This window comes from Streptomyces sp. NPDC090798 (assembly GCF_044768965.1).
Classification (GTDB): domain Bacteria; phylum Actinomycetota; class Actinomycetes; order Streptomycetales; family Streptomycetaceae; genus Streptomyces.
In genome coordinates this window covers 244,506-269,696 of sequence record NZ_JBIVXA010000012.1, presented here as the reverse complement: position 1 = coordinate 269,696, position 25,191 = coordinate 244,506, and the positions used below count along the sequence as shown (strand labels likewise).

The 25,191-nt window shown below is 67.2% G+C and carries 25 protein-coding genes and 7 pseudogenes; 18 read left to right on the top strand and 14 right to left on the bottom strand.

Annotation, left to right across the window (positions count from 1 at the left end):
• The first annotated feature begins 159 nt into the window (after window positions 1-159).
• From ACIQTP_RS26795 to ACIQTP_RS26785, 3 genes and pseudogenes are all read left to right on the top strand, one after another.
• On the top strand, window positions 160-321 hold the full coding sequence (locus ACIQTP_RS26795; RefSeq protein ID WP_403404039.1) for a hypothetical protein: 162 nt from the start codon (window positions 160-162) through the stop codon (window positions 319-321).
• A 311-nt stretch (window positions 322-632) separates the two neighbouring features.
• Window positions 633-887, top strand: a pseudogene (locus tag ACIQTP_RS26790) (helix-turn-helix domain-containing protein); the annotation flags it as partial.
• Window positions 869-1,450, top strand: coding sequence for an IS630 family transposase (locus ACIQTP_RS26785; RefSeq protein ID WP_403404036.1), 582 nt, complete (start codon window positions 869-871; stop codon window positions 1,448-1,450). The pseudogene ACIQTP_RS26790 and the gene ACIQTP_RS26785, both read left to right, overlap by 19 nt.
• Window positions 1,451-1,577: 127 nt before the next feature.
• Here the strand turns inward: ACIQTP_RS26785 and ACIQTP_RS26780 are convergent, their stop codons facing one another.
• From ACIQTP_RS26780 to ACIQTP_RS26770, 3 genes are all read right to left on the bottom strand, one after another.
• Window positions 1,578-2,273 (bottom strand): hypothetical protein, encoded by a 696-nt coding sequence (locus tag ACIQTP_RS26780; protein ID WP_403404033.1) that lies wholly within the window; start codon window positions 2,271-2,273, stop codon window positions 1,578-1,580.
• Window positions 2,274-2,473: 200 nt separating this feature from the next.
• Window positions 2,474-3,046 carry a transposase gene (locus ACIQTP_RS26775; protein WP_403404030.1) on the bottom strand — a complete coding sequence of 191 codons (573 nt, stop codon included), beginning with the start codon at window positions 3,044-3,046 and terminating at the stop codon, window positions 2,474-2,476.
• Entirely contained in the window at window positions 3,001-3,543 is a 543-nt protein-coding gene (locus ACIQTP_RS26770; protein WP_403404028.1) for a winged helix-turn-helix domain-containing protein, read from the bottom strand. The genes ACIQTP_RS26775 and ACIQTP_RS26770 overlap by 46 nt, the downstream gene beginning before the upstream one ends.
• Window positions 3,544-3,864: 321 nt before the next feature.
• Here ACIQTP_RS26770 and ACIQTP_RS26765 point away from each other — a divergent pair.
• The 7 genes and pseudogenes from ACIQTP_RS26765 to ACIQTP_RS26735 form a co-directional block, all read left to right on the top strand.
• Window positions 3,865-4,587, top strand: a pseudogene (locus ACIQTP_RS26765) (transposase); the annotation flags it as partial.
• A gap of 403 nt (window positions 4,588-4,990) precedes the next feature.
• Window positions 4,991-5,567, top strand: a pseudogene (locus ACIQTP_RS26760) (transposase family protein).
• 69 nt (window positions 5,568-5,636) lie between these two features.
• Window positions 5,637-5,882, top strand: a complete 246-nt coding sequence (locus ACIQTP_RS26755) for a DUF2283 domain-containing protein (protein ID WP_010988952.1) — start codon at window positions 5,637-5,639, stop codon at window positions 5,880-5,882.
• 230 nt (window positions 5,883-6,112) lie between these two features.
• Complete coding sequence (locus ACIQTP_RS26750; protein WP_403404025.1) at window positions 6,113-6,412, top strand: hypothetical protein; 300 nt, start codon at window positions 6,113-6,115, stop codon at window positions 6,410-6,412.
• Between the two features lie 550 nt (window positions 6,413-6,962).
• Entirely contained in the window at window positions 6,963-8,018 is a 1,056-nt protein-coding gene (locus ACIQTP_RS26745; RefSeq protein WP_403404022.1) for a hypothetical protein, read from the top strand.
• 173 nt (window positions 8,019-8,191) lie between these two features.
• Window positions 8,192-8,488, top strand: a complete 297-nt coding sequence (locus ACIQTP_RS26740; protein WP_403404019.1) for a hypothetical protein — start codon at window positions 8,192-8,194, stop codon at window positions 8,486-8,488.
• Between the two features lie 78 nt (window positions 8,489-8,566).
• Window positions 8,567-10,028: pseudogene (locus ACIQTP_RS26735) on the top strand (IS1380 family transposase).
• 156 nt (window positions 10,029-10,184) lie between these two features.
• On the opposite strand, the gene ACIQTP_RS26730 reads toward ACIQTP_RS26735, so the two are convergent.
• Window positions 10,185-11,393: an alpha/beta hydrolase family protein gene (locus tag ACIQTP_RS26730; protein ID WP_403404016.1), complete on the bottom strand. Its 1,209-nt coding sequence runs from the start codon at window positions 11,391-11,393 to the stop codon at window positions 10,185-10,187.
• A gap of 508 nt (window positions 11,394-11,901) precedes the next feature.
• Window positions 11,902-12,867 (bottom strand): ketopantoate reductase family protein, encoded by a 966-nt coding sequence (locus tag ACIQTP_RS26725; protein WP_403404013.1) that lies wholly within the window; start codon window positions 12,865-12,867, stop codon window positions 11,902-11,904.
• 70 nt (window positions 12,868-12,937) lie between these two features.
• On the opposite strand from ACIQTP_RS26725, the gene ACIQTP_RS26720 reads away from it, so the two are divergent.
• On the top strand, window positions 12,938-13,567 hold the full coding sequence (locus tag ACIQTP_RS26720; protein ID WP_403404010.1) for a TetR/AcrR family transcriptional regulator: 630 nt from the start codon (window positions 12,938-12,940) through the stop codon (window positions 13,565-13,567).
• A gap of 29 nt (window positions 13,568-13,596) precedes the next feature.
• Here ACIQTP_RS26720 and ACIQTP_RS26715 read toward each other — a convergent pair.
• A pseudogene (locus ACIQTP_RS26715) lies at window positions 13,597-13,728 on the bottom strand (transposase); the annotation flags it as partial.
• Between ACIQTP_RS26715 and ACIQTP_RS26710 the strand changes: the two are divergent.
• The 3 genes from ACIQTP_RS26710 (at window position 13,667) to ACIQTP_RS26700 (ending at window position 15,182) form a co-directional block, all read left to right on the top strand.
• A complete protein-coding gene (locus ACIQTP_RS26710; RefSeq protein ID WP_403404007.1) occupies window positions 13,667-13,834 on the top strand; it encodes a DUF6192 family protein in 168 nt (55 codons plus the stop codon). The pseudogene ACIQTP_RS26715 and the gene ACIQTP_RS26710 overlap by 62 nt on opposite strands.
• 111 nt (window positions 13,835-13,945) lie before the next feature.
• The gene (locus ACIQTP_RS26705) at window positions 13,946-14,680 is read left to right on the top strand and encodes a DUF6193 family natural product biosynthesis protein (protein ID WP_403404004.1); all 735 of its coding nucleotides are present in this window, start codon (window positions 13,946-13,948) and stop codon (window positions 14,678-14,680) included.
• Between the two features lie 34 nt (window positions 14,681-14,714).
• Complete coding sequence (locus ACIQTP_RS26700) at window positions 14,715-15,182, top strand: DUF6924 domain-containing protein (protein ID WP_403404001.1); 468 nt, start codon at window positions 14,715-14,717, stop codon at window positions 15,180-15,182.
• On the opposite strand, the gene ACIQTP_RS26695 is transcribed toward ACIQTP_RS26700, so the two are convergent.
• The 3 genes from ACIQTP_RS26695 to ACIQTP_RS26685 form a co-directional block, all read right to left on the bottom strand.
• On the bottom strand, window positions 15,075-16,115 hold the full coding sequence (locus ACIQTP_RS26695) for a transposase (RefSeq protein ID WP_403404143.1): 1,041 nt from the start codon (window positions 16,113-16,115) through the stop codon (window positions 15,075-15,077). The two genes, ACIQTP_RS26700 and ACIQTP_RS26695, sit on opposite strands and share 108 nt — an antisense overlap.
• A gap of 108 nt (window positions 16,116-16,223) precedes the next feature.
• The gene (locus ACIQTP_RS26690) at window positions 16,224-16,802 is read right to left on the bottom strand and encodes a GNAT family N-acetyltransferase (protein ID WP_403403998.1); all 579 of its coding nucleotides are present in this window, start codon (window positions 16,800-16,802) and stop codon (window positions 16,224-16,226) included.
• Between the two features lie 409 nt (window positions 16,803-17,211).
• On the bottom strand, window positions 17,212-17,442 hold the full coding sequence (locus tag ACIQTP_RS26685; RefSeq protein WP_403403995.1) for a hypothetical protein: 231 nt from the start codon (window positions 17,440-17,442) through the stop codon (window positions 17,212-17,214).
• A 109-nt stretch (window positions 17,443-17,551) separates the two neighbouring features.
• On the opposite strand from ACIQTP_RS26685, the gene ACIQTP_RS26680 reads away from it, so the two are divergent.
• The 4 genes and pseudogenes from ACIQTP_RS26680 to ACIQTP_RS26665 all read left to right on the top strand — a co-directional run bounded on the left by ACIQTP_RS26680 (window position 17,552) and on the right by ACIQTP_RS26665 (window position 18,841).
• Window positions 17,552-17,845, top strand: coding sequence for a hypothetical protein (locus ACIQTP_RS26680; RefSeq protein ID WP_403403992.1), 294 nt, complete (start codon window positions 17,552-17,554; stop codon window positions 17,843-17,845).
• A gap of 55 nt (window positions 17,846-17,900) precedes the next feature.
• Window positions 17,901-18,074, top strand: coding sequence for a hypothetical protein (locus ACIQTP_RS26675; protein WP_403403989.1), 174 nt, complete (start codon window positions 17,901-17,903; stop codon window positions 18,072-18,074).
• 36 nt (window positions 18,075-18,110) lie between these two features.
• Window positions 18,111-18,257: pseudogene (locus ACIQTP_RS26670) on the top strand (AAA family ATPase); the annotation flags it as partial.
• Window positions 18,258-18,307: 50 nt separating this feature from the next.
• Window positions 18,308-18,841 carry a GNAT family N-acetyltransferase gene (locus ACIQTP_RS26665; protein ID WP_403403986.1) on the top strand — a complete coding sequence of 178 codons (534 nt, stop codon included), beginning with the start codon at window positions 18,308-18,310 and terminating at the stop codon, window positions 18,839-18,841.
• Between the two features lie 246 nt (window positions 18,842-19,087).
• On the opposite strand, the gene ACIQTP_RS26660 is transcribed toward ACIQTP_RS26665, so the two are convergent.
• The 5 genes and pseudogenes from ACIQTP_RS26660 to ACIQTP_RS26640 all read right to left on the bottom strand — a co-directional run bounded on the left by ACIQTP_RS26660 (window position 19,088) and on the right by ACIQTP_RS26640 (window position 25,187).
• Window positions 19,088-21,007 carry a hypothetical protein gene (locus ACIQTP_RS26660; RefSeq protein WP_403403983.1) on the bottom strand — a complete coding sequence of 640 codons (1,920 nt, stop codon included), beginning with the start codon at window positions 21,005-21,007 and terminating at the stop codon, window positions 19,088-19,090.
• A 55-nt stretch (window positions 21,008-21,062) separates the two neighbouring features.
• Window positions 21,063-21,308 (bottom strand): annotated as a pseudogene (locus tag ACIQTP_RS26655) (repressor LexA); the annotation flags it as partial.
• A gap of 37 nt (window positions 21,309-21,345) precedes the next feature.
• Complete coding sequence (locus ACIQTP_RS26650) at window positions 21,346-21,729, bottom strand: hypothetical protein (protein ID WP_403403980.1); 384 nt, start codon at window positions 21,727-21,729, stop codon at window positions 21,346-21,348.
• A 156-nt stretch (window positions 21,730-21,885) separates the two neighbouring features.
• A complete protein-coding gene (locus ACIQTP_RS26645; RefSeq protein ID WP_403403977.1) occupies window positions 21,886-24,099 on the bottom strand; it encodes a peptidylprolyl isomerase in 2,214 nt (737 codons plus the stop codon).
• On the bottom strand, window positions 24,096-25,187 hold the full coding sequence (locus ACIQTP_RS26640) for a hypothetical protein (RefSeq protein ID WP_403403974.1): 1,092 nt from the start codon (window positions 25,185-25,187) through the stop codon (window positions 24,096-24,098). The genes ACIQTP_RS26645 and ACIQTP_RS26640 overlap by 4 nt, the downstream gene beginning before the upstream one ends.
• Between the last annotated feature and the right edge of the window lie 4 nt (window positions 25,188-25,191).

Here is a 25,191-nt window from a genome sequence, read left to right as displayed (position 1 = left end):
CGACTGGGTACGCTTCATCCGTACCCGGCTGGGGAGCTGAAGGGGCCGGCATGATTCGCGTAGCCGGAGATCACCACGGGAACGCGGTCTGATCCGGTCTGATCGGAACAGTGTCGCCTCAAGTACGCGATCAGGACGACGTGTTGTCGCAGAAGCGCGATGTCCGACGCGGAGCAGGCGTTCGAGGCCGCCGGTTCGACCTACAAGGAACTGCGCGTCTTCGACGGCGTGGACGGCGGCGAGGAGCAGTGCAACGCCGACGACCCCGATCCCGCACAGCAGTTGATCGCGGGCGCGGAGGCGATGACGGCGTCGATGTAGGCGTATCCGGCCCGCCAGCGGACCTTGATCTCGGTGATCTGTGGCCAGCGGGCGGCATGGGCAGTCAGACGCTGCTGCAAGGCTGCCGCCTTGACGGTGTTCGAGCTGGCCATGCCGCCCAGCTTGCCTGATCCGCCCCCCGGCGACGGCACGCACCACCCTGACCACGCAATGATCAGCGGTTCAATAAGCTGATCTCGGGGTGGGGCGATGCGGCTGACCAGTCCGTTCACGATCGAACTGACCCAGGCCGAGCGTGAGGTGCTTGAACGCCTGGCAGACTCGCGCACCGCACCGCGCCGTTCGGGCAGGTGCAGCGGGCTTCGGTGATCCTGGCACTGGCCGAGGGAATGTCGAACGCCGCCACGGCCCGCGCGGCCGGGCGGCATGTGGACACCGTCCGCTCCTGGCGCAAGCGGTTCACCGCCGAGCGGCTGGCTGCGCTCGTCGACCGGCCCCGGCCGCTGGGGCGGCCCCGGTTGTCCGCCGAGGACAAGCTGCAGGTCATCGCCGCCGCGACCGGCCAACCGCCGACCGCCGACACCGTGTGGACCCACCGACTGCTATCCGATCACCTGCGCCGTTCCGGCCTAGCGGTCTCCGCCTCCCGGGTCGGACGGATCCTGGCGCACGCTCCCGCAAACACCCCGACCAGCCCGGCCGCCCCGGGCAGCGCACCCGCCGGGAGTTCGAGTACATCCGCCCCGGCGCCGTCTCAATCATCGCCGCCCTGAACGTCCACACCGGCCAAGTCCTCACCGAGAGCATCGACCGCAACAACGCCGACACCTTCATCGGCTTCCTACGCCAACTCAACGAGTCCATCCCCGCCGGCACCAGCATCCACCTGGTCATAGACAACGGCTCATCCCACGTCGCGAAGAAGACGAAGGCCCGGCTGGCCACCCGTCCCCGCTTCAACATCCACCACACCCCCAAACACGCCAGCTGGCTCAACCAAGTCGATCTGTTCTTCTCCACCCTGACCCGACGTCTACTACGCCGCGGCCAGTTCGCCTCCCGCGACGAACTGGCCGCGGCCATCGACACCTTCGTCTTGGCCTACGACGAACACGACGCCAAGGCCTCCCGCTGGACCTACGACGGCAGCCCACTCAAAGCCGCATGAACCCCCGAAGGATCAACCCGGCGCTGCACTAGAGATCTTTAACGGTGTGGGTTACGTCGGGGCGGGACGGCTTTCGTGCATGCCGTGAGGAGCTGCCCGCTCGAGTTTTAGGCGATCGGTTCCCGCATCAGTGGCTGACTGTTCGGCCGTCTTTGTACACGATGAAGTAGTCCCTGGCGGGGAAGGTGAGCTTGAACACCATGCCGTACTTGCGTCGCAGGTTCGTGACGCTGGTGGAGGCTGGCTCACGCAGGCACCGATGGACAGGTGGATCGCTGGGGGAGCATGCAGGTAGTTCCTCGATCAGCTCACGCTTTCCGTTCTGGCGGACCTGGTCCCAGTTGAGCGTGACCGTAGCCGCGCTGAATAGTTCGTTCGGCTCACCAGTGCCTGGACCCTGCGGGTCACCTGTCTTGCCCCGGTAGTAGTCAACGACCTTGGTCGCGTAGATGAAGTCGTGGCCGAAGGGAATCGGGGAGCCGTCGGGGTCGCCTGCGGTGAGGATGCTGTCGATCGTGTCGGACACATGCTGTGGGCTGGCGCCGAAGTAGGCGTTGACGTACATCGTGCAGCGGATTTTGTACCGGTCGTCCCCGTCTTGGAAGAACAACTCCTTCGCCCGACCACCCACGCATAAGTCGTCCACGGTGACCAGCCCAAGCGTGAGCGCGGTGTGGGCATCCCAGTCGATGATGGTCTTCCGGATCTCTTGCTCCACCTGCTCTCGGGCCTTGACCGCCTCGGCGCTTCCAGCGAGTTTGCGGACAGTCTTCGGGCTGGTGGCGCCGTCCTGCGAACAGGCGGATACGGCCAGCAGCGCCACGCTGCACACCATGCCCAGCATGGCTCTGGTACGACGTCGATGCCCCACCGCTGTTCGCCCCCTCCCGTGTCCATGACCACTGTGGACGGCGGGAGGGAGAGGTCGCATGAGTATGCGTACTCAGCTGTCACCGTGCCCCAGCGGGCGCCAAGCCTGTGGCAGGCAGCGGTATCGGGCGTGGCCGTTTGCAACGGCTGAGGTTACGGCGGTTGCAGGTCCAGTCCGGTCTTGGCGATGAGACCCTCGATGAGGCGGGGGCGGTACTGCATCCGCTTCAGCCGCGTCTTCACCAGCGCAGTGAGCTGGTCGAGGCTGTGTTTGGTGAGATTGGCCAGTGACCTCTTCAAGTGAGACCACACGCCCTCGACGGGATTGAGCTCGGGAGCGTACGGCGGCAGCTGGTAGACGGTCAACCATAATCGGGCGCCGATCAGCTCGTGCATAGTGCGGCTGACGTGCGTGTTCAAGTTGTCCCACACCAAAACGATGGGGCCGCCGAGCTGCTGGTGCGCGGCATCCAGCAGGCGGGCATAGTCGGTCTCAGTGAAACCCTTGCGCCGGCCCCTGGCGGGACCACGGTCCAGGTGGATCCGGTAAATCAGCCGAGGCCTATGACCGTCTTTGGTGCAGATCAGTGCCGCCATGGAGACTCGTTTGGTGCCTGCGGCGGTGACCCGCACCACCGGGGTGCGGCCTCGGCGGCCCCAGGTACGGCCCTTGGGCGGCCTCAGGCCCTGGCCGGCCTCGTCTTCAAAACAGACCCAGGCGCCCAAGTCCGCCGCACTCTCTTTATGACGGGCCACTGCTCGTCCTTCCAGGCCGCGATCTTCGCCTCGTCCCGCTCCGTGGCCTTGCGAGAGGGGACCTGCACGCTCCAGCCGATGCGGTGCAGCAGCAGATCCAGCCCGGCCAGGGTGTAAGTGACGCCGCACCGGCGGCGCGCGATCTCGGCGATTCTCGACAGCGTCCAGCACTGGTCGGCCCAGCCGGAAGCAGCCGGGCCAGCATCCAACACTGCCTGCAAAACGCGGAGTTGTCCCGCGTCGAGCTTGCAGCGGGCGCCGCCAGGGCCCTTGGAAGCCAGGGCCTGCCGACCGCCCGAAGCCAACGCCCGCCGCCAGCGATTCGCCGACACCCGGGTCACCCTAAACCGCCGGGCCACCTCCCAGTCACTGGCCCCAGCTTCGATCAGGTCAGCGGCAGCGAGCCGGACTCTCTCACGACGAGCCCGTTCCTCGGCCGTCAATCCACCGCCATCGGGATACCTCATCCTCCCGGCATAGCGCGGCCCACGACAGCCGTCACGCCTCCGCGTAACCCGCACCCTTAAAGATCTCTAGTGTCCCGCGCCAGTAATCCGTCGGTAGATCCGCCTCGTCCTGGCGGCGCAACTTCGGTCGTCGGCAAGGCATGTTGACCGTCCGCAACTCAGCCGGAACTACCTAGGAATTTCAGGCGCAGGACACTAGACTCGCGCTTTCATGAGGTGAGCTGTCCAGGAGTTGATCAGAAACACGGAAAGCGCCCTTGACCTGCAACGATGGGACTTGCCGAGGGTCCTGTTGGATGCAAATAAAAGAGCACATTCCAGGTGAGAGAGCCTATCCCGTCGTACCCGCGTGTTCGTGTCCTGGGAGACGGTCGGCAGGTGGTCTCGCCCGGCCGGTACGGTCCTGCTGCTGGACACGGTCCGCAAGACCGGCCTTGACCGTGCGATATCCGCAACACTGACGCCTTGGCGAAAGCCGCGGGCCGTCCACGATCCCGGAAAGATCTTCCTGGACCTCGCGCTGGCGGTCGCGCTGGGCAGGGACTGTCTCGCGGAAGTCGCGATGCTGCAGTGCGAGCCTGCCGTCTTCGGGCCGGTGGCTTCCGACCCGACGGTCTCCCGCTGATCGACACCCTCGCCGCCTCCGGCGAAAGGGCGCTGCAGGCCATCCGGTCCGCACGGGCCGAAGTCCGCAACAGAGTCTGGTTGTTGGCGGGCAACAAGGCCCCGGACGCTGATCGACAGGTCACGGTCGACCTCGACGGTGTCCTCGTCATCGCGCACTCCGACAAGCAGGACGCAGCCGCGACCTGGAAGAAGACCTACGGCCATCACCCCCTGACAGCCTTCGTCGACCACGGCCCCGGCGGAACCGGAGAACCGGTCGCAACCCTCCTACGACCGGGGAACGCGGGCTCGAACACGGCCGCAGACCACGTCACCACCACCCAACTGGCCCTGGCCCAGCTGCCGAAGAAGTACCGGCGCGGACGGCGGACGCTGATCCGCACCGACTCCGCCGGCGGCACCCACGACTTCGTCGCACCGGTGATTTAGACGAGGTGCGCGGAGAGTGTGCAATTTCTAGGCTGAAGGCATGGGAATTTGCAGCGACTCCACTGCGCTGAGCGTCACCGGAAGCTTCCAATCAGCGGTTGGCGAGCGCCTTTCGAGAGCTTGCCACGCTCCGAAAGGGAGAACCGTCAACGTGGACGTCTCAGCAAGGTTTGCATCCGGCGATAGTGACTCGCGTCTGGAGAAATTCGGTGTTGAGCTAGTTCAGTGCTGTTCGGTTGTCGACTCTAAGCTGACCAGTCAGGAAGTCAGTGAGGCTTTTCCAACCTGGTTGCGTAGCACGTCGGTTGGCTGAAGGCCGCGTTGAGGAAAAGGTGAAGCTCCTGGCAGATGGGTTGTCGACCAAGATCAACCTGTCCGCCCGGAGCTTCACGTGCTTGTCTACCCATCGGGGATCGATCAGTCCAACTCGACCCTGCGCTACCTGTCCGACGTGCTGAGAGCCCGGCGGCGTGAGCGCGGCACGCGCCGGCGCCGCCTGACCGCGGACCGACAGGCTCTGCTCGCGCTGGCCCATCTGCGTTGCGGGCACACGTACGCCCAGCTCGCGGCCGGCTTCCGGATCGCCCTGCTGCGCATCGACCGCATTGCCGCCGACCGCCCCTACTACTCTGGAAAGCACAAGCGCCACGGGGCATGAACGTCCAGGTCATCGCCGACGCGTTCGGGCGCCTGCTCTGGGCCTCACCTGCCCTGCCAGGTGCCGTCCACGACATCAAGGCCGCACGCACCCACGGCATCATCGAAGCTCTCACCCAAGCCGGCATCCCGACGTGGGCCGACAAGGGATATCAGGGAGCTCTGGGGACGATCCGGGTGCCTTACCGGGGCCGCTGGAGCACGCCACCCTGAAGAGTTGGCGGCTCCTGCGCAAACTCCGTTGCAGCACCACCCGCATCACCGACATCGTCAAGGCCGTCCTGGCCTTGCACCTCGCCACGGCAGCCTGAGATCGCTGCGGCCGGAGGCATGGACAAGGACAGCGCCACCGTCCATGACCGCAAGGGAGACCGCTCACCGTGACAGACGTCAGAGTCACCTACGACAAGACCGTCAACGCAGCGTACGTATACCTCACCGAACCGCAGGCCCGCGTGAAGTCCGCGCGCATGTATCCCTGCGATCCGGTGGACGTCGACGGCATGATCAACCTCGACTTCGACGAGCAGGGCCGCCTCATCGGCATCGAGGTGTTGGCGGCCAGTTCAAAACTGCCCGAGTACCTGCTCCAGTCCGCGGAGCGACTTGACACCGAAGGTGCATGACCAGCCGAGCACCACGCTCGCGGCGAACAGGTGGGAAAAGGCTCAGTGAGATAGGCAACCCTTCTTCCCCTACCCACATCAGCTTCAGCCATGTGCTCACAGATGAGTGCATCTCCTCTACGACCGTGGGTAGCGATTTCGTCTACTATCTACGGATCTTCGTAGCCCACCCGGACCGTGTGCATCTGTCGTACTCGGTGAGTTGACGTTCTTCCTGTAGTGGCCCCCCTATGGCGACTCTTTTGGCGAGCCGGCCAGAGGCGGGAGGAGTCTCAGCGATGGCGCCAGCGAGTGATGCTAGGTTCGCGTCGATCTGGGTGAAACAAGGCGGCCCGGCGGTACAGGCTCGACATAACCAGACGCTACAAGAGGTTCTCCAAACAAGCCAAGATATGTTGAGCACCGGATTCCGCCCCATCTCCGTCAGGTTGTGCCTGCCAGAGCACGGGCCGAGTTGCGATCACTGCGCACCAGGGGCGAGCCTGGGAGACGGGCGGTGGTTGATCCGCATTACAGCGGCACGTCGTTGAAGCGCCACACCAAAGGGCTGATTGATGGGGAGCTTCCCCTCCACCCCAGCCCCTCCCCTATTTTCGCCAAGAGAAGCACACCCTTGCGCTAAATAGGAGCCTTTTAAGGCATTCGGCACGAAGTAAAACCCTTCACGCGTACACGCGTCTACTCCCTAATATCTGCGGAGGCGCCATGAGCGAGGACAGTCTGGACGGTGGCCTGCCGATAGGCGGGGCGCCGGAACAAGTGCCATGCGATTGCGGACCGTGTCCGGTTTGCAGCGACGAACGGCAGATGTCAAGCCCATGTACGCTTTTACGGGGTCATGATGGTGATCACCGGTGCCCCTATGGAGATGAATGGTCTCAGGCCAGCCCTTCTGACATTCCCATACCCAAACCGCCACGGCTGCCCACGTGCGGACAGGTATGCCCAACTGACGGCGTTACCTGCCGACTAATACTCGGGCACACCGGAAACCATCAGTGCGGGCATAGTTTCTGATGGGGCGGGTCGCCGAATGGGGCCACGGTAGGTGTTACATAAGAATTCCAAACCGGAGGAGTCATGGCGGGTGACATTGCGCCAGCTATTTACGGGATCACGCCGGAGGGCGAGCTGCGGTGGTACCGCCACGACGGATGGACCGACGGCACCGTGCGCTGGACCACCGGCGAAGGCGGAAACCTGGTCGGCACCGGCTGGAACGTCTACAGCACCGTCTTCGGCAGTAGCGCTCACTCCCTTGCTCGGCGTCATGCAGTGATGCCGTCCAGTGTGATCTATTACCGAATCCGTCGCCTCGACGCGGACGGGGTCCTAAGAGAGCACGAAGGGGAGGCACTAGCCACAGATACCCCCGTGCCGATCGGAGCCCTGAATATCCCCGGAGAGAGCTTCTCTTACAGGTACAGCTTTGTCGATGAGACCGGAGCACTGAGAGCGCGCACAGGGGAAATAGCCGCTACGACTGAGGGCCGCATACAGGTCGCAACTGTAACCATCAACGGCTCGGTCGATGGAAAAACTCTAACCGCCAAGGGCCACGCCGAGATCGTCACGGGCAGCGTAGACGCATCAGCCTCGGTGGATGCGCCAGGTGTCTCAGGCGGTGCTATGGGACACGCCGAAGGGCCTTCGGTCCATGCCTCCGGAGAGATAGGAACCGATGGAGCAGGCGTGGAATTCGGCGCGTCTGTAGGGAAGCTCGGCGGCCAAGTCCAAATAACGATCGGCGGTCAGACTTACGGTACCGGCGGGGAGATCGGCCTCAAGGCAGAGCTAGGTATCGAGTGGGGGCCCACAAGCACGCTCAAGCTTCCCCTGATCACGATTAGCGGACCGAATCCAATGGCCGGAGTGACATCGTTCGCCGCAAGCGCCGTAAAGGACTTCGCCCGAGACCCACTCAGGACCTCGGAGAAAACGATCAGCGACATAGTCGATGCCGGCAAGGATGCCGTGGAGACCGCTGGTCAGGTGTTTGAGACGGCCAAAGAAGTCATCCACTCAGTAGAGCACCTATTCGAGGTGGATGACGACGATCGCAACATCGTGACCACGGACCAGCAGCAAGGCCCACACCCTCGGAAGCTGCCGCCCGGCGCAGTCAACCTTGACTGAACCGACCGTGTGCCCCTGGCCAGCACCCGCTGTCACTTTCCGATGCTGCGGCCATACGGTGCCGCCGCTCCGCTCGTCGGCTCGCTCCGCCCTTACTCTCCGGGCCCTTCGAGTAGGGTGCTTCTTTCGGATCTTCCCTCGTAAGGTTCCGGGCGGCCGATAGAGTGCGAGCCGTGGGCATACCCGGTTGGTTCGTCTGGATCTTTCTCGTTCTGTTCTTCTGGCAAGCCCTCGGTCTCGTCGCCGTCATCCATCGACCGCGAGAAGCCAACTCCGCGCTGCGTTTGAAGGCGCGCCTCGACCTGCTGGAGGTCGTTGGCTCCCTGCTGCTCTTCGGCGGCTCGCTGCTGAGTTCCATGGTGGGGGAATCCTGGTTCTGGCTCGCCCTCGCAGGCTTCTCACTCATGTCCGCTGTCTACGCCGTGAAGGGCGTCCACTGGTTCCGCGCTCGCCGTCACCCCACGGCCTGATCCGAACGGCGGGGCCTAGCCTGCGCTTTTCACTTGAACACGGTGTCCGGATCTTGAGCGGAAACACGAAAGTGCCTTCTGAGCTGGGACGATGAGGCTTGTCTAAGGTCTCCGTCGTTCCAGCGGGAAGGCGCCTTCTACGTGCACACTACCGGGTCGCGCCCCAAGTTCGTCGTCTCGTCCGACGGACGCGGGGTGATCAACCACGCTGGGTCCCGTCTGCTGGTCGACCTCGCCGATGCCACCGGCCTGACCGCATCCTTCACCGACGCGTTGCGTCGGCTGCGGCCACGGGGGACGGGCCACAGTGCGGGCAGGATCGCGGTGGATCTGGCGGTGATGCTCGCCGACGGCGGCGAGGCCATCACGGACCTGGCTCTACTGCGCGATCAGGCCGAGGTGTTCGGTCCGGTGGCCTCCACTCCGACCGCCTGGCGGCTGCTGGCGGGCATTGATCCTGCCGCCCTCGCGGCACTGCGGGCGGCCCGCGCCGCCGCGCGCGAAGTCGCCTGGATGCAGGCCGCCGACACCGGCCCTGGGATACCCGCGGCTCACGCGGGGGGACGCGACCTTGCGGGCCTGGTCCTGGACATTGACGCCACACTCGTCACCTGCCACTCAGAGAAGGAGCAGGCGGCGGCCACCTATAAGCGCGGCTTCGGTTACCACCCGCTGCTGTGCTTCCTGGACAACACCACAGAAGCCCTGGCCGGAGTGCTGCGGCCGGGCAACGCCGGGGCCAACACCGCCGTCGATCACATCGCCGTCCTCGAGCAGGCCCTGTTGCAGATCCCCGACGCCCACCGCCACGGCACCGACATCCTCATCCGCACCGACAGCGCCGGAGGAGGCATTCCTGCACCACATACGTGCCCTGCGTGAGCGTGGCATCCACACGCTTTTCTCGGTCGGTTATCCCGTCACCGAACCGGTCTGCCGCGCGATCCGCGCCCTGCCCGAGCACGTCTTGCATCCCGCGCTGGAGCAGGACGGCTCCCTGCGCACCGGCGCGGAGGTCGCCGAGCTGACCGGCCTTGTGGACCTGGACGGCTACCCCGAGGGCACGCGGATCATCGTGCGGCGTGAGCGCCCGCATCCCGGCGCCCAACTGACCCTGTTCGACCTCGACGAAGGCATGCGCCACCAGCTCTTCCTCACCGACGCCCCCTACGGCGAAGGCTCCTTGCAGCATCTGGAAGTACGCCACCGGGCGCACGCCCACGTCGAGGACCGCATCCGCTGCGGCAAGACCACCGGCTTCGGCCGCTTCCCCTCCCGCCACTTCGCCATCAACACCGCCTGGCTGGAGCTGTCCCTGACCGCCCTCGACCTGCTCGCCTGGATGCGCACTCTGCTGCTGGAAGGCGAACTGGCCACCGCCGAGCCGAAGAAGCTCCGCTACCGACTGCTGCACGCAGCCGCCCACATCACCCGCGGCGGTCGCCGCCTTCACCTGCGGATCTCCGCAACCTGGCCCTGGCGAAACGAGCTGATCAGCGCATTCGCCCGCCTCACGGCCCTGCCACGGCCGGCCACCTGAACCGCAGCACCGCCCCTGACCACCCACGACCCGAGGAACCCTGGAGAACCCGACCCGCGCGTCGGGCCCCGGCCATGCCCACCCGGCCACTCGCAACCGAAACCACCGCTTCCCCGCCATCCGACCAGCTCAGCCACGCGAAGCGAAACACGGAGGCTAGTACTGGAAGAGTACTTCCGGATTGTTCGGCGAGGGGCCGTCCAGCAGCGGACTGTGGATCCCCTTCAGCGTCTGGTCGAAGAACGCTGTCACGTACTCGCGGGTGATCACCACCCCGCGTTCCGGGGAGAGGGGCGGCGTCGGGAACCCGGCCTCCTCCAGAAGCAGGTCCAGGTCGCTGAAGCTGAAGTGGTCGGCGCCGGCGACCGTCAGCCACTTCTTGTAGCCGCCGAGGGCGGCCCAGGTCTGCCCCCACGTGGTGTCGTCGCCGCCGGCTGGGTGGTTGGCGGCCGCACCCAGCATGAGGAACGGCCGGTTGATCTGGCCGGGCATCGGGGCCGGGTGGAAGGCGCCGTCCATGTTCACTCCGGCCAGTACTCGCGGGTCGGCGATCATCGTGGCGGCGGCCGCCGCTCCGCCGAGGGAGTGTCCGGCCATGCCGATCTCGTGCTTGTCGATGAGGTGTGCCAGGCGCCACGCGGTATTGCCATGCCTCAACTGGTCGATCACGAAGGACACGTCCAGCGCGCGGCTGGCGGCGACGGAGTCGAAGTCGAGCCGCGCCGGGTCATCGCAGATCGCGCACGGCGGCGTCTGGCCGTTCGCCAGCGTCTCGCCGCTGTCCTCGAAGGTGTGGCCGACGAGCGCGACGACGTAGCCGTGACTGGCCAGGTCGGTCGCGAGCGAGGTGAGCACCATGCGCGGGTCCTCGTACGCGGGTGAGAGGACCACCAGCGGATACTTGCCCCTCTGCGGCCGCGCGCCGTCGAAGGCGTGAGTGGTGACGCTGGAAAGGTTCTGCGGGGTGACGCCGGAGCTCGCCGGCAACTTCCGGTGCTGGATGGATCCGGCTGCCTCGGCGAGGGTCATATAAGGGGCCGGAGTCCCGGTCCCGGGGACGGCCGGGTAGACCATCGTGACGGTCAGTTGGCGGGGGCCGGATGACGGCACCCACGGGTCGGGACGGCTCGCGTCGGTGAGGTGGATGACGTCCTCGCCGGCGGCGTAGGGGCCGGTCGGCGCAGGGAGCGTGCCTTGGAAGGACCGCGGTGACGCGGTTGCCGTGGCCGGTGCGGTGTCGAACGCGTGCGTGGCCACCGGTGTGGCCGACGGTGTGGTCGTGGCGGCGAACCCGGCGCCGGTTCCGGTGACGAGGGCGGCGAGCGCCAGCACCGCGACAGCGCTGATACGGCGATTGCGTTTCATGGGACCGACGCTAGGTTCCGCAGCTCCGTATCGAATCAGCCCATAGATGTGTGTCGTTCGTAGTCCCCGCGAGGTACCGGAGTCATCCGCCGGGACTATGTCGTGCGGCGCGGGGTTCCGTTCGCCGGCATCGTCGAGCGCCACCTTCGTCTTGGCCTACGACGAACACGACGCCAAGCCATACCGCTGGACCTACGACGGCAGCCCACTCAAAGCCGCATGAACCCCCGAAGGATCAACCCGGCGCTGCACTAGTGTCCCGCGCCAGTAATCCGTCGGTAGATCCGCCTCGTCCTGGCGGCCCAACTTCGGTCGTCGGTCAGGCATGTTGACCGTCCGCAACTCAGCCGGAACTACCTAGGAATTTCAGGCGCAGGACACTAGTGCCGCATCAACCAACGTTCGCCCTGTAGTGCCGCGCTATTTGAAGGACGTGGCCCCAAGGGGGGAGAAAACCACGCCAACTCCGAAGGCCGGACGCTCCATTGCTACCGAAACGGTCATGAGGTCAGCGGTTGCCGTCCGTGGAGCCAGCAGAGGTGGGGCCGAGGACTGTGGGACTGGCGGTGGTGTGCGTGGTGAGGTTTTCGCCGTCCTGGGTCGCTTTGCGGGCTCCCGCCGGGGCACGGAGTTGTTCGGCCAGCCGCTCGAGTTCGGCCGCCGTGGCAGGCGAGGAGTCGTTGAGTCCGCTGTGCACGGCCGTGGGGCTCTTCAGGAAGCGCCGGAGCACGGCCACAAGGAGCCCTTGCGGCAGAGCCCGCAACGCGGCGAACGCGCGAGGTACCGGCGGCGTCTCCATCGCGGCGAGGTTCTGCCGCATGAGGTGGAGCATGCCGCGTACCGCGTCCGGGGCGTCGGCCAGCGCTACCGGGCCGCCCGCCGCGTGTACCGCCTGACCGAGCGGGACCTCGAACGCGGCGTGCGTCCTGAGCCAGGCATCCATCTGCGGCTCGGCCTTGGTATTGATCCCGGCAGTACGGAACGTCTCCACGATCCGTACCAGTCGCGGGGTGGTACGGCCGTCGGGCTCGCCGATCGGCATCGCGACCCGGCGGGTGATGAAATTGGTCTTGCGGTAGCGGACCACGTCGCCGTCCATCGTGCCGCCAGTCGTGGGGAAGCCGAGCAGCACCCGCTCGTGGCCGATCACCGCACCCAGCGTCTCCGGGCCGGCTGCCCAGTTGAGCAGGAACAGCACGTCACCTTGGACACCGGCGAGTGATTCCAGCACTGCATCCACCTGGTGGGTGCGGACGAAAACGGTGATCAGGTCGTACCCGCCGTCCGGGTGCTCTATCACCGGTACCGGCACCCGCCTGACAGGGCCGTCTTCCTCGGCGAGCTGCACTCCCTGCCGGCGCAGGGCGGTCAGGCGTTCGCCCCGGGCGAGGAGCGAGACGTCGTGGCCGGCCTCGTGCATGCGGGTGGCGAACAGGCTGCCGCAAACCCCGGCGCCGTACACGAGCAGCTTCATGACAGTCCTCTTTCATACGTTCGTTTGATTCATACGTTCGTTTCATTCAAACATATGTATAGTCCCTCGTGTGGCGACCCCAGACACCCGCACCCAGATCCTCGACGCGGCCGAGCACCTCTTCGCCGAGCACGGATACCGCGGCACCTCGGTCCGCGCGATCACCAAACTCGCCGGAGCGAACCTGGCCGCCGTCGGCTACCACTTCGGCTCGAAGGCGGAGCTGATGGCCGCAGTCGCCCGCCGCGTGGTCGAGCCCATCACCGCTGCCCAGTGCGCCGGGCTCGACAAACTGCTCGCCCGGACCCCCGACCCACCGGTCAGCGAACTGGTGGAGGCATTCGCGGGGCCGCTGTTCGACGAGATGCCGGCCGGCGACGAGGGCGGCGCCCGGACGTCCCGGCTGATCGTGACGATCCTCAGCGACCCGGCCGAGGAGGTACGCAGCTGGACCGGCCCGGCCGAGGACTCGGTCCGTGAGCGCTACTTCGCAGCCTTCGCGCGCGTACTGCCCGGCCTTTCCCCGGAGGAGCTGTGGTTCCGGATGCGGGGGATCTTTGCCGTGACGGCCGTCGACCGCCTCCAGGTCCACCAGCAGCCCTCCCCCGGCTGCGAGTCCCCGGTAGCGGGCGAGGCGGCCCGGCGATGGGCGATCACGTTCCTGACGGCAGCGATGAGTGCGTCACCGATCCGGCCCTGACGGCCCAAGACAGACGCTGGCGACGCGGGTCAGGCGGCGTTCGCCCTGTGGACGAGGGCAGTGAGGCGCTTGTCGGCGGCGTTCTTGTTCCGCCAGATGATGTGTCGGCGGATCATACTGCCCTGGGCCTTGTGGGTCGGGTGGTCGGTGCCGTCGAGGGATGACACCGTCGCCCAGCAGGTGACCATGGATCTGCTGCGCCGCCCGGACGTCGCCCGGAAGACGATGCGGGACGATTATCCGGACTACGGTTTGACCACCGCCTGATCTCAATAGGCTACTTGTGATGACCAGTCATACTGGGCCGTTCCCGGGCCATGAGTGATGGTGCCTGGTTCGCGAGACCGATCGGATGATCGCTGCGGCAGAATCAGATCCATGGCCACGTCAACTGATTCCGCTGCCTTGTATCCCGACGTTGCTTCAGAAGGGAGCCTGGCCGCGGCGCTTCGATCCGCCGCAATTAAGGACGGCTTCTCGATCCCGTTCACCGCCTCGGAATCCAACCCACTACGTCACGCCGCCGTCGCGAGCACCGTTCCACAACGGACGACCTTGGAAATTACCGCGTGGGTAGCCGAACGGCGGTGGTCAATCCGCGGCTGCGAGTCATTCCAAGGCATGGCGCTGATCGACGGAACCACGCAGGATCTGGCCCAGGTCGCCAGGGCGGCGCAAGCCTGGCACGACGGGGCAGCGCTGGCCGACATCTCCCAAGCCGCGTCGTTCGTGCACCTCACCGGCCGCTTCGAGGTGGGCGACCACGATCCGGTGCGGCTGGCCGAGTCCGAGTGGCAGCACCTGCTCACGGAGGCAGACGAGGTGGACTGGCCCGAGTATCGCGCGCTTGTGAAGGCGGCATACGCCGAACCGGCGCTGCGGGGGCTCTACCCGTTCACGAGCCACTGGACGCTGCGATTCTCCACGAGTACTCGCCCTCGGCTCACGGTTATTCCGCTTTGCTTGGACGCGCATCGGGACAACCGCTACACCCTCAGTGCCAGCTTCATGGGTGACATCCTTGCCGACACGATCACGGTGGCGGACGCCGTGTCGACAGCCGTGCGTCATCTGCCCTCCGGCCTTGGGCCTGTCACTTCTGGAGCCGCTTGAGAAGCGCCTCGTCCGGGATGGAAGGATGACGTGCATGGACTTGCCTCAACCTGATGATCTGACCTCGCTGGTCCTGCGTACCGACTTCAGCAGCGAGGCGGCATGGGAGACGCTGCAAGCAGCGATCAACAACTCGGGCGACTACCGCAACGCGACTTTCTTCAGTGACTCCTCCTTCACTGATGTCAGTGTTCAGGCGCTGGTCGACGCGGATGCTGCCGCTGATGACGACGACAAGCTGTGTCACGTGTTCCTCGCTGGCGCGACCACCATGACCGGCGAGGAGCATCCGCTCCTGGCCGTCGACCTGTATGACGAACCCGGCCGGACGTTCCGGGTTCCACCCCTGTGGACGTTCACGTATTTCGGCTCTGGCGACGATCACGTGACGTGGTCAAGGCGTCAGCAGTATCCGAAGTCTAAGGAGGTCGAAGTTGGTTCGCCCGTAGCACTGGCGTTTGAGGGCCTTGATGCGCGTCACGGCACCCTCGACAGCTCCTGAGTTGTGTTCCAGGGTCAGCCCGTTGATGACGGCGTCCAGGTCGCGGCGCAAGCCGGTGGCGAGCGTGTGTAGTTCCGGGAGATCGTCGGCGTCCACGGTGTCCAGCCAGGCAGGAAGGTTGGCGCCACGTCGCTGTTTCATGATGGTGGCGAACGTGCGGATGTGGCTGTGCAGGCGTTCCAGATGCTCGCAGCTGGACACGGCGGTTTTCAGCCCGAGCGCATCGTCCTGGTCGAGGTGGTCGGGATGGGTGAGCATCCAGCGGCTGACCTGGCGCGGTTTGGGGATCGCCGGTGTGGTCGGCGCGGACTTTCCGGGGCCGCGTTTGCGTCCGTCGCCGTGCGGACGCAGTGGCCTCAGGTAGCGGCGGACGATCTGGACGCTGCCGGTGAAGCCCAGGACGCGCAGTTCGGTGGTGATTTCCTGAGCATTGGTCACACCGGCGTTCCAGTACTGGTTGACCACGTCGCGCCAAGGGTCCAGTCGACTGGACAGGCCCCAGAAGAACCGCGAGTGCGAGGCGCAGTACCCATATCCGGCCCAGCCAGCCATCTCCGACCGTTTCACCGTCGGGCGCGACATGCCGCACGGCACGGGGGTGGAGTCGACAACCCAGTGGTTGTCGAACCAGAAGTCGGTGTCGGTGGCCAGCAGCCGTACCGCCTTCTTGACCAGCGGCAACGCGGCCCGCAGGCGCTTGTTGTATCCCGGCCGCTCGGGAAGGTACGGGAACATCGCACCCAGACTGGTGCGGGCGAAGCGCAGCCAGCGGGCCTCCGAAGCGAAGCCCAGCAGCGCCTGCGCGACGGCCAGACAGACCAGTTCGGAGTCGCTCAACTGCGGTGGCCTGCCCAGACACCGGGTCTCTCCGATCTCGTCGTCGATCTTCACATACAGTCCGGTGAGGAGGGTTTCGAGGTGCTCGTTCGTCAGGCACAAAACGATCTCGGGGCCCTTCCCGTGTTTCGTGATGCCCGTGAGCGGTCGACGTGGGGCGACTGGGTTGTCAGGGTTGGCCCGCCGGAGGGCTTGTCCGCTACCTCACCCGCGGGGCGTCGGGGAGTTCGTGAACTGTGCTGTTCCGCGTGCCATCTCGGCGGTGATGGCCCAGCGTTCGTGATCCCTCCACGCGCCGTTTATGTACTGGAAGGCAGTCGAGGAGCCCTCGTGCTGGAAGCCCAGGCGTTTGACGAGATTCAGCGAAGAGGTGTTGTTCGGCTGGATGTTCGCCTCTAGCCGGTGCAGGTCCAGCTGGCCGAAGGCGAGCTGAACCACGAGTCCCAGTCCTTCGGTCATGTAGCCACGGCCGGTTGTGGAGGCGTAGGAGGTATAGCCAAGGGTCCCGCTCTGGAGGGTGCCCCGGACGATGTTGTTGATGTTGATTCCACCCACGATCGCGCCGGTGCTGCGCAGGCAGATCACAAAGCCCTCATGGGTGGGCTGCTCAAACCGCGCAAGATAGCTCTCAAACGCCTCGACCGTGTTCTCGCGTGCGCCCAGCCAGCGGCGAAGCATCTCGGCGCTCTCCTGGGCCAGCACGGTGAGCTCGTCGTAGTCCTGACGGCGGACGTGGCGTATGGCCACTCGCGGCCCTTGTAGGAGGTAACTGGTGACTGCCATCCGGGGATCCTATGCAGCCTGTTCGTGCACGCGTCCGGCGGCTCACAACCCCGCGGGTGAGAACGAGGGCCAGCCCTTCTGCGGGACAACTCAAGAAATCAGCACGCGGGACGGACCGCGGGCTGGTTTTGTTCACGAGAACCGGCTCTGGCTCTCGTTGTGTGGAGCGTGACGCTGCGTACGCGACGTCGCGGGCAGCGCAAGACCGTTGATGCCGCCGGGGAGCCGCCGATATCTAGTGGTCGCCGGACATCTGCGCAGTTCAGCGATGGTCTCGGTCGTTGAGACACGTGAGGCACACCCTCATGCGGTCCGAGGCGAACCGTGGGTGAAGCCCGGGGCTATAGTCTGCGGCGAGAAGCGGGAGCGCGAGAGATCGCGTCGGGAGTGGGGGACTCATGACCTTCGACTACGGACGGGCCGCGGCCACCACCGCACTGGCACTCGTAGCCTGTTCGGGCCTGGCGGCCTGCAACGACGGTTCCGGCTCGGCAGCGAGTGCGAGCGCCGCGGCTACGGCTGCCCGGAGTGCGTCGGGATCCGCAACGTCGTCCTCGGCCTCGCCCACACCGACCGACTCGCAGTCGGTGACGGCATCCATCAGCCCGACCGCGGTGGCGAGCACCTCTCCGGCCCCCACCGCCAAAGCGATGGCCGACGCCTCCCGGCCGACGGCAACGCCGAGTGCCGCCGCCGCCGTCCCTGCCGCGTGTAAGAACCTGGCGGCCCACGCCGACGTGAAGTCTGCAGTGACCCAAACCTGGGAGCACGCCAAGAGGGTCAGCCACATCCAGCCGAAGCCCGGCAACTTCTACTACGGCAGCTGCGGCACCACGCTATATGCAGCCGCCCGCTTCGAAGGTGGTGCCGGCGCGACAGGCGACGACCGGGTCCAACTCCAGGACGAGGGCTCGGGCCTGCAGTTCTTCCAGTTCACCCCCAGCGCCGGGTGGTGGTTCGTCGGCTCCGACGCTTTTCCGGCCACCGATGACTGCTCGCGATTCGCGCCCGTAGCCCTGGCACGCCAGTGGAACTGCTCCTGAGCGGATCCTCACCCAGCGGCCGAGCAGTGCGGCCCTGGCGGGGGTGCAGTTCTTCTTGACGGAGTCAGCCCAGGCGATCGCGACCTCGACGCCGTCGTCACGGGACTCACCCCCCTGGGATCCCGACGTCATCGAACGACACGTCCACCGGATCAAGATGCTCAAGCGCCAGTTGTTCGGCCGCGCCGGCTTCGCTCAGCTCCACAGGCGTGTCGGGCTCTACTCGTGAAGCAGAGCCGGATCCTCAACGAGTCCAAAGCCCTCCGGGAACCCTTCGACATTCACAGACCCACGACTCTGCGCGGCCATCGTCGACCGACTGACCTTCAACGGCGCGATCATCCAGACCAGCACCGAGTCCTACCGTCCCGCCCACACAGAAGCCCTGGCCGACAAGGCCGTCACCGACTGAACCGGGGCGCCGCACAGGAGGGGCCACCCGACGACCAGCATGATGTCGTCATGGACACACATCCTCTCCGGTTCTTCGCTGACGGCCTGTTGCTTCGTGAATGGACAAGTGACGATCTCGCCGTCATGCAAGAGCTGTTTGACGACCCCGATGTCGCATACCGAACCCCTTTAGAGTCACCGTTCGACCAGGCAGCCGCAGTGCGATACCTGCACAGCGCACAACGAGCTCGGCGGGACAACGACCGGATCCACCTGGCCATCACCACCGATGGATGCCAGGCACTGGGAGAAATCCTGCTCAATCGGACTACCGGCGGCATCGGCTACATCGTCGGCGCCCCTCACCGCGGACAAGGGCTCGCAGCACGCGCTCTCCGAATGATGACCGACTTCGCCCACACGACTGCCGGTCTGCCGAGAGTGATCCTGGAGATCGAACTGGACCATCACCCCAGCATCACCGTCGCACGATCTGCTGGCTTCCGCCCATCGAACTCGCCCCACGAGACCGTCACTGACAAGGGCCGGACCTACGACCTGCTCACCTGGGAACACAACCTGACCGCAGCCAATCGAGATTGAGACCGGCTCTCATCATGCTCAGGCCGGCGGACCCGGCCGATGCGCATGCTCGCGTCCCCCTCACGCTGCGGCAGCCCAGTGACCTCAATACTTATCGACGTTGATCATGGCAAGGCGCCTCGAGTGACTCCCGAGCTCACGTCGAAAGGGTCTGCTGCACCAGTGGGGCCAACTCGAGCCGCCCGGGCGGGGGTGTGCCGGAGTTAGGAGTCAGACCGCCGCGGCCGCCCGGCGGGGTGGCGGTGTTCAGCTCCGGGCTGCCACGGCTGCCGCGGCCGCGGCCAGGATGCGGTGCAGGACGGGGACCGGGATCGCCGGATTGGTGACCGCTGTGCATGCCGTGTCGCGGTCGTGCAGCAGCCCGGTCAGGACGCGGGCCGGCAGCCGCGGATTGCGCATCGCGGTCCAGCGGACGTGGTCCGCCGGGTCGTCCAGCAGCCGCACCGCGTCGGCCGGTGACAGCCGGGGGTCCTCGGCCGCACGGCGGCGCACCTCGGCTTCTGGGTCGCGGGCCAGGCGTGCGACGTCGGCCGGCGTGGACTCCGTATCGTCCAGGGCCAGGCGGCGCATCCGCCCGCTGGGATCGTCGACGTAGCGCAGCAGGCCCGCTCGGGGGAAGTTGGGGTGGCTGCGGGGGCGGTCGGGGTGACTGAAGCTGCCGTCCCACCAGCGCCAGACCTCCAGCAGCATCTCGGCCGGCGCGTCATCGCACGATTCGGCGAGGAACAGGCGGACCGTCCGGTCCTCGTCCCGCGCCAGACGCTCCACCACGTCCGGTGGAAGATGCCGGGCACGGGCCACGCTTCGGCGGATGAGCGGATGGGACGATACGGCCAGGCGGCGCATCGCGTCGGCGTCACCGTGCAGGCCCTCGACCCAGGGCACAGTGCGCGACATCGACGTCGGGTCGAAGTCGTGGCGCACCGCGGCACGCTGCTCCTCGTTGAGGTCGGCCCGCAGTGCCACCGCCGAGCGGATGTCGTCGTACGGGTCCTCCCCCAGGACGGCGACGCTGTGTGCACTGAGCCGCGGGTTGGCGGCCAGCGCTCGGCGTACTTCCGCGTCCCCGTCCCGGACGAGCTCCGCCTCCAGCTCGGGCGAGAGACGGCACTGTTCGAGCGCGCGCCGGGGCGCGGGCAGCGCGGCAAAGACGTCGCGAGGCATGGGGACGTCGCTGTGGTGGGCGAGCAGCGCCGCCGTACGCACCGCGTCGTCGGTGTCGGTCAGCAGTCGCGCCCGCAGCGGCGCGGCGAGGTCTTCCCACCGGGCGCAGGCAGTCGCCCGCACCCGGGCATCGGCGTCGGCCGCGAGGCTGGGGAGGTGGTGTGCGGGGAGCCCCGGGAGTCCGGCGGCCTGAGGGCGGGACGGGCCGGCGAGGAGGTCGTCGTACAGGTCCCCGGGGAGTTCGACGCCCCAGGCGCGGGCGCGCTCGGCCCAGAACACGCGCCGGCTCGGCGACGGTTCGGCGCGGACCATGCGTAGCCACTGATCGGACGTGAGCTTGGGCCGGAAGGTGTCCGCGGGCCTCGAGCGCACCCGCGGATCGGGATGCGCCACGGCGGCGTCGAGTACGGCGGCCCGGTCGCAGCCGTCCAAGAAGCCCACCTCCACATCCAGCAGCCGGATCAGCAGCTCGTCCGGCGCGGCCGGATTGGACCCGATCCCCTCCGCCCAGTGCAAAGGCCATGTTGGCCGGCCGGGCACCGCCGCCCACACCTCGGCGCGCTCCACCTCCGTCTCGCGCCCGGCGGCCGCGGCGGCATCCTCCAGCCGCTCCGGAAGTCGGTCGAGGGCCGTCACCCGAGGCCCGTCCGCGCCGGGCACCGCCGCCAGCAGCACCTGCCCGTCGAGGGAGAGCGCCACGAACCCAGGGTCGCCGGTCAGCTCCGGCACACCGCCGCCGGCGTAGCGGACCCGGGTCCACCAGGCGTCGTTGCCGCCGATCCGATGTCCGAGGACGGCCACCAGGAACTCGCCGTCGGCATCTGCAAGGCGGCGCCACCACGCGGCGTCGAGCGCTTCCCGGACCGCGCCGTCCGGCGCCGCGATCCCCCGCGCGATCCGCCAGCCGGCCTCCGGCGGGAACAGGCTGCCAGGGCGCACGTCCTCGAGGACCGTGAGTCCGGCGCATGGGAGCAGTTCGTGGAGTTTCTCTCGGTGTGGCACGCGGTCATGATCCCCGCCGACTCGCGGTGGGACAAGGCCCTCAGCCCAGGCGCAACCGGGGAAGGTGCGGGTCGCGGGAGAAAACTCCCCTCCGCTCCAGTGCCATCAGCTGGTGGGCGACCGAGGACGTGCCGGCGAGGTTCACGGCCTGGCCGATCTCGCGCATCGACGGTGGGTAGCCCTGCCGGGCGACCGACTCCGAGACGTAGCGGACGATGGCCGACTGGCGACTCGTCAGTTCCCCGTCGACGGTCCGAGGGCTCGGAGAGCGGCCCCGGCGTGCGGGCGCACTGTTCTCCATCCCGGGCACCTCGTACAAGATCTCGCGGGTCGCGACCTCAACCCGTGATCTCCCCCAAATGGAACACCCCTTCGCGCGCGAGGTTGACCATCCCCCAGGCCTGGTTCACGCCGCTGCCACTGTCCTCGACACCGTCAAGGGAGTCGTCGGACAGCATCAGGACGTCATGGTCCTGTTTTCCAAACGGGAGACTGGCGGTATCGATGCTGACCTGGTCCAACGCGTCACGTAAGCGTTCGGGACGTGCTCGGATCGGGGGCATCGGAGCCCAGGAATCCGCGGGCAGGCCTGCGGGCATGGATAGGTCGTAGTCGCCCATGGCGTCCTCGAGTCCGGACCGGGACAACAGGAGCCGGTCCAGGTCCCGCTCGCTGAGTTCACCGCCGACCACCGCACTCAGCGTAAGCAGCACATCCTGCAAGCGCTCCTTCACAAGCGACACATCCCCCCAGCCGGCCGAGGCCAAGCGGCACGGTCTCATCGGGCCACGAGGTCTGGCATGTCCTCCAGGTACTCGACCGCAAGGTCGCGACTCTCCTCGTCCGTGAACGCCTGGCGGTCGGCACCAGAGACGCTGTCAGGTGGTCAAGATCGTCACGTGGTCGAGCCGGACAGCCGTCGGCGACGAGGCGATGGCGCCGACCGCGTCCTTCGACCGGTCGTCCGCCACCTCTCCGAAGATCGTGTACTGCCCGTTCAGATGGGGCGCCGGAGCAAGGGTGACGAAGAACTGGGAGCCGGTGCTGTCCCGGCCCAGATTCGCCATGGCCAGTTGGAACGGCCGCTCAAATGAACGGTCCGGATGGATTTCGTCGGGTATCCGGTATCCGGCGTTGCCTTGCCCAGTGCCCAGCCGATCGCCGCCCTGGACGACAAAGCCCGGCACACGGCGGTGGAAGACCGTGCCGTCGTAGAAACCGCCCTCTCCGGTGGCTCCGGTCAGGGGGTCGGTCCAGGTGCGGGTTCCGGTAGCCAGGCCCACGAAGTTGTCCGCGGTGTAGGGGGCTTCGTCGGGGCGCAGTTCGAGGTGGATGTCGCCGAGCTCGGTGTGCAGGACCGCGGCAAGGGATCGGTAGGTCCTCAAGGAGGAGGAGAAGGGACGGCGGGCAGGCGTCCGGCGAATCCGTACTGGGGAGTCGCGCAGCGGGTCGCTCAGGGGGGCGAACGCGCCCCGGTCGCTGCCGTCGCCGCATCCGACCGTGCCCGGTGCGTTTGCGTGCAGGCCGGTTGCGCTCCATCCCGATGGGTCGGTACGGACCTCGGCCGGCGCGGCCGGGAGCGACCCGAGCCACAGCGGATGGCCCTCCGCCGAGTCGAGGCGCTGTGCCTGCCACAGTTCCCGTACTTCGGCCGAGGCGTGGGTCAGCAGGGTGTCGAGATCGGTCGCCGCTTGGGCGTCCAGCACCTCACGCATGGTCGTTGTGTCGTGGTACTTGTCGAAGAGCGAGCCGTTGTTGTGCTCCAGAGTGAAGCACTGGTCGACGAAGACCCGGTCGGGCAGCTCGTGACGGACGTAGCGCCGCACCATGGCGGCCACCGGTGCCCACGCTTCTCCGCCGAACTCGACGCCCGGACCGGCGAATGCCTCCGTGGCGAGTTGCAGCGCCTGACCGTGGCCCATCTCGCGGCGCAGCCGTTGCCATGTGACACGGCTGTCGCCCTGGTTGATCTCCGTGATGAAGTCCGCCAGTTCCGGCGGATGGTGGTGCGTTCTGGCTCGTTCGTAGTGTCCGAGCTCGTTGCCGATCACGTTGTCCAGATGCCCCGCCAGCTCAGCGCACAGATGGGGCAGCCAGCGGAACAGCCGTGTTCTGGCCGTGCTGTCTCCCGCCGCGGTCAGCCATTCCAGCAGGTAGAAGTCGGCGGCGAGCGAGGAGGGGTCGACGGAGTCGACGAACCAGCGCGGGCTGTGTGCGGCGAGGTCCGCGGCCATCAGGGTCAGGGCCTCGGCGCGGTCGACGTCACCGTCGAGGTATCGGGGCCAGTGCCGTTCGGCTACGGAATACAGGCGCGCGTAGCGCCACTTGGTGCCGAGTACGTCGGCACAGGGACGGTGGGCAAAGTCCACCGCGCGTGCCAGATGGCCGGCGGTCATTTCCACGAGGATCTTGGTGAGGAGAACCCGCAGCCGACGTTGGTACGGAGAGCTACCGGGCAGGCGGCGGACCAGCTCGGTGGACAGGTGGCCGTCGGGGACGGCCCCGGATTTCAGCTGCGCCCAGCCCAGCATGGTCAGGACGGCGTCCGCGAGCGTCGATCCACGGAAGCGGCGGCAGTCAACGTAGACGCCCGTGGCTTTGCCCCTGTCGATCAGGAAGCCCGTGGCCGGCGGGGCGGGCGCGAGCGGCACGAGGTGGAGGTCCAGCGTCCGCTCGGTCTCGTTGGTGCCCAGCGCCGCGCAGAGGGGAGCCAGGTAACGCTCGGGCGGGAGGAAATCGTTGATCTCCGCAGTCGCCTGCTTGCGGACCTCCTCGAACAGGGGGAGCGCTTCGGCGAGGGTCGGCGCCGCGGCGGTCAGCGCGGTGGTGACGAGTTCCGTTCCGGGACGGAGGCGGTCGTCGTCGACGAGGGCGATGAGGTCCTCCGGCTGGCGGGCGGCGGCCAGGAAGGCGGGCAGGCCGGAGCCGACGGTCCGCGCCCATGACCGCAGTCCGTCAAGGAACGCGTCCGTCTGGGGGGTGACCGGCCGGGGCAGGAAGTTGGGCTCCCAGGAGCCGGTGCGGCCGATCAGCTCGCGCTGCAGGGCGAGTGCGAGGTCGAGGGTGGTGCTGCGCTTCTGACGGAACTTCACATCGCTCCCCACTGTCCGCCCGGCTCGGTGAGCAGACCCGCTTCCCGCAACTCGGTCGTGATGCGCCGGCACCGCTCGTCGGTCAGTCCGGCGAACGCGGGCGCCTCCTTCGACAGGCGCAGCGAGTGCTCGGTGACGGTCTGCGCGGAACGCCCGTCGCTCAGGCCCCAGACCAGCGCCGCCTCGGGCGACAGGCGGAAGTGCCGGCCGGCGGGCTGGACCAGTGTCACCATGTCGTCGTAGGCGCGCGGGAGGAACGCTGGGGACCTGCGCAGGGGACCGCTCCCCGCCGGCCAGGCGGGCCAGCGGGAGAGGTCGACGCCCTGCCAGCCGAGCGTGGCCGTGGCGATCAGGCAGGTCTGAGCGAACGTCGTCAGCGCGGTCAGGCCCGCGGAGGGGTCGACGGCCAGGGGGTCGTCCCGCAAGAGCCGTTGGAACTCCGGGAAAGGGAACCCGTCGGGGCCGCTGCGGGCGAGCTGCCGCCACACCCATTTCTCGCCGAAGTAGAGGTCCCCGCCTGCCGCGGCCAGCGCCTTCCCCGCGCACACGAGGGCGCGCCGACCGGCGAGCGCGGCCGCGTCCAGGTCGGACGGGTCGTCCGACTGGCGCAGTCCGAGGCAGTCCTCGGCCGCGAAGAACGCGGCGAGCATCCAGTTGTTCATGACCAGTCGGGAGAGCCGCAGAGGATGCTCGTCGAGCCGCTTACGCAGCGCGGCCAGCGTGCCCGAGTCGGTCACGATGTCACCGGTGCGCAGCCGGACGGTCAGCGCGATCTCACGGTCCGACAGCGTCTCCCCCGCCGGGTCCGAGTGCAGTCCCGTGCCAAGGACTCGGTCGACGAGCGACTCCAGGGTGGCCAGGGAGAGATGCTGTACGTCGACACGGATGTCGTCGGCGAACATCTGCTGCCGTTTCTCTCCCACCGGGGCGCCGACCAGATAGACGTCGATGTCGCTGGTGGCACTGCCCAGCCCGACCGCCGAACTCCCGGCGAGGAACGCGGCGTCCGCCCGTGTCGACGCGGCCAGGCGGGACGCTATGCTCCTGCCCAGGCGCACCCTGTCCCGGGCCGATGCGACTGCTGTCATGCGC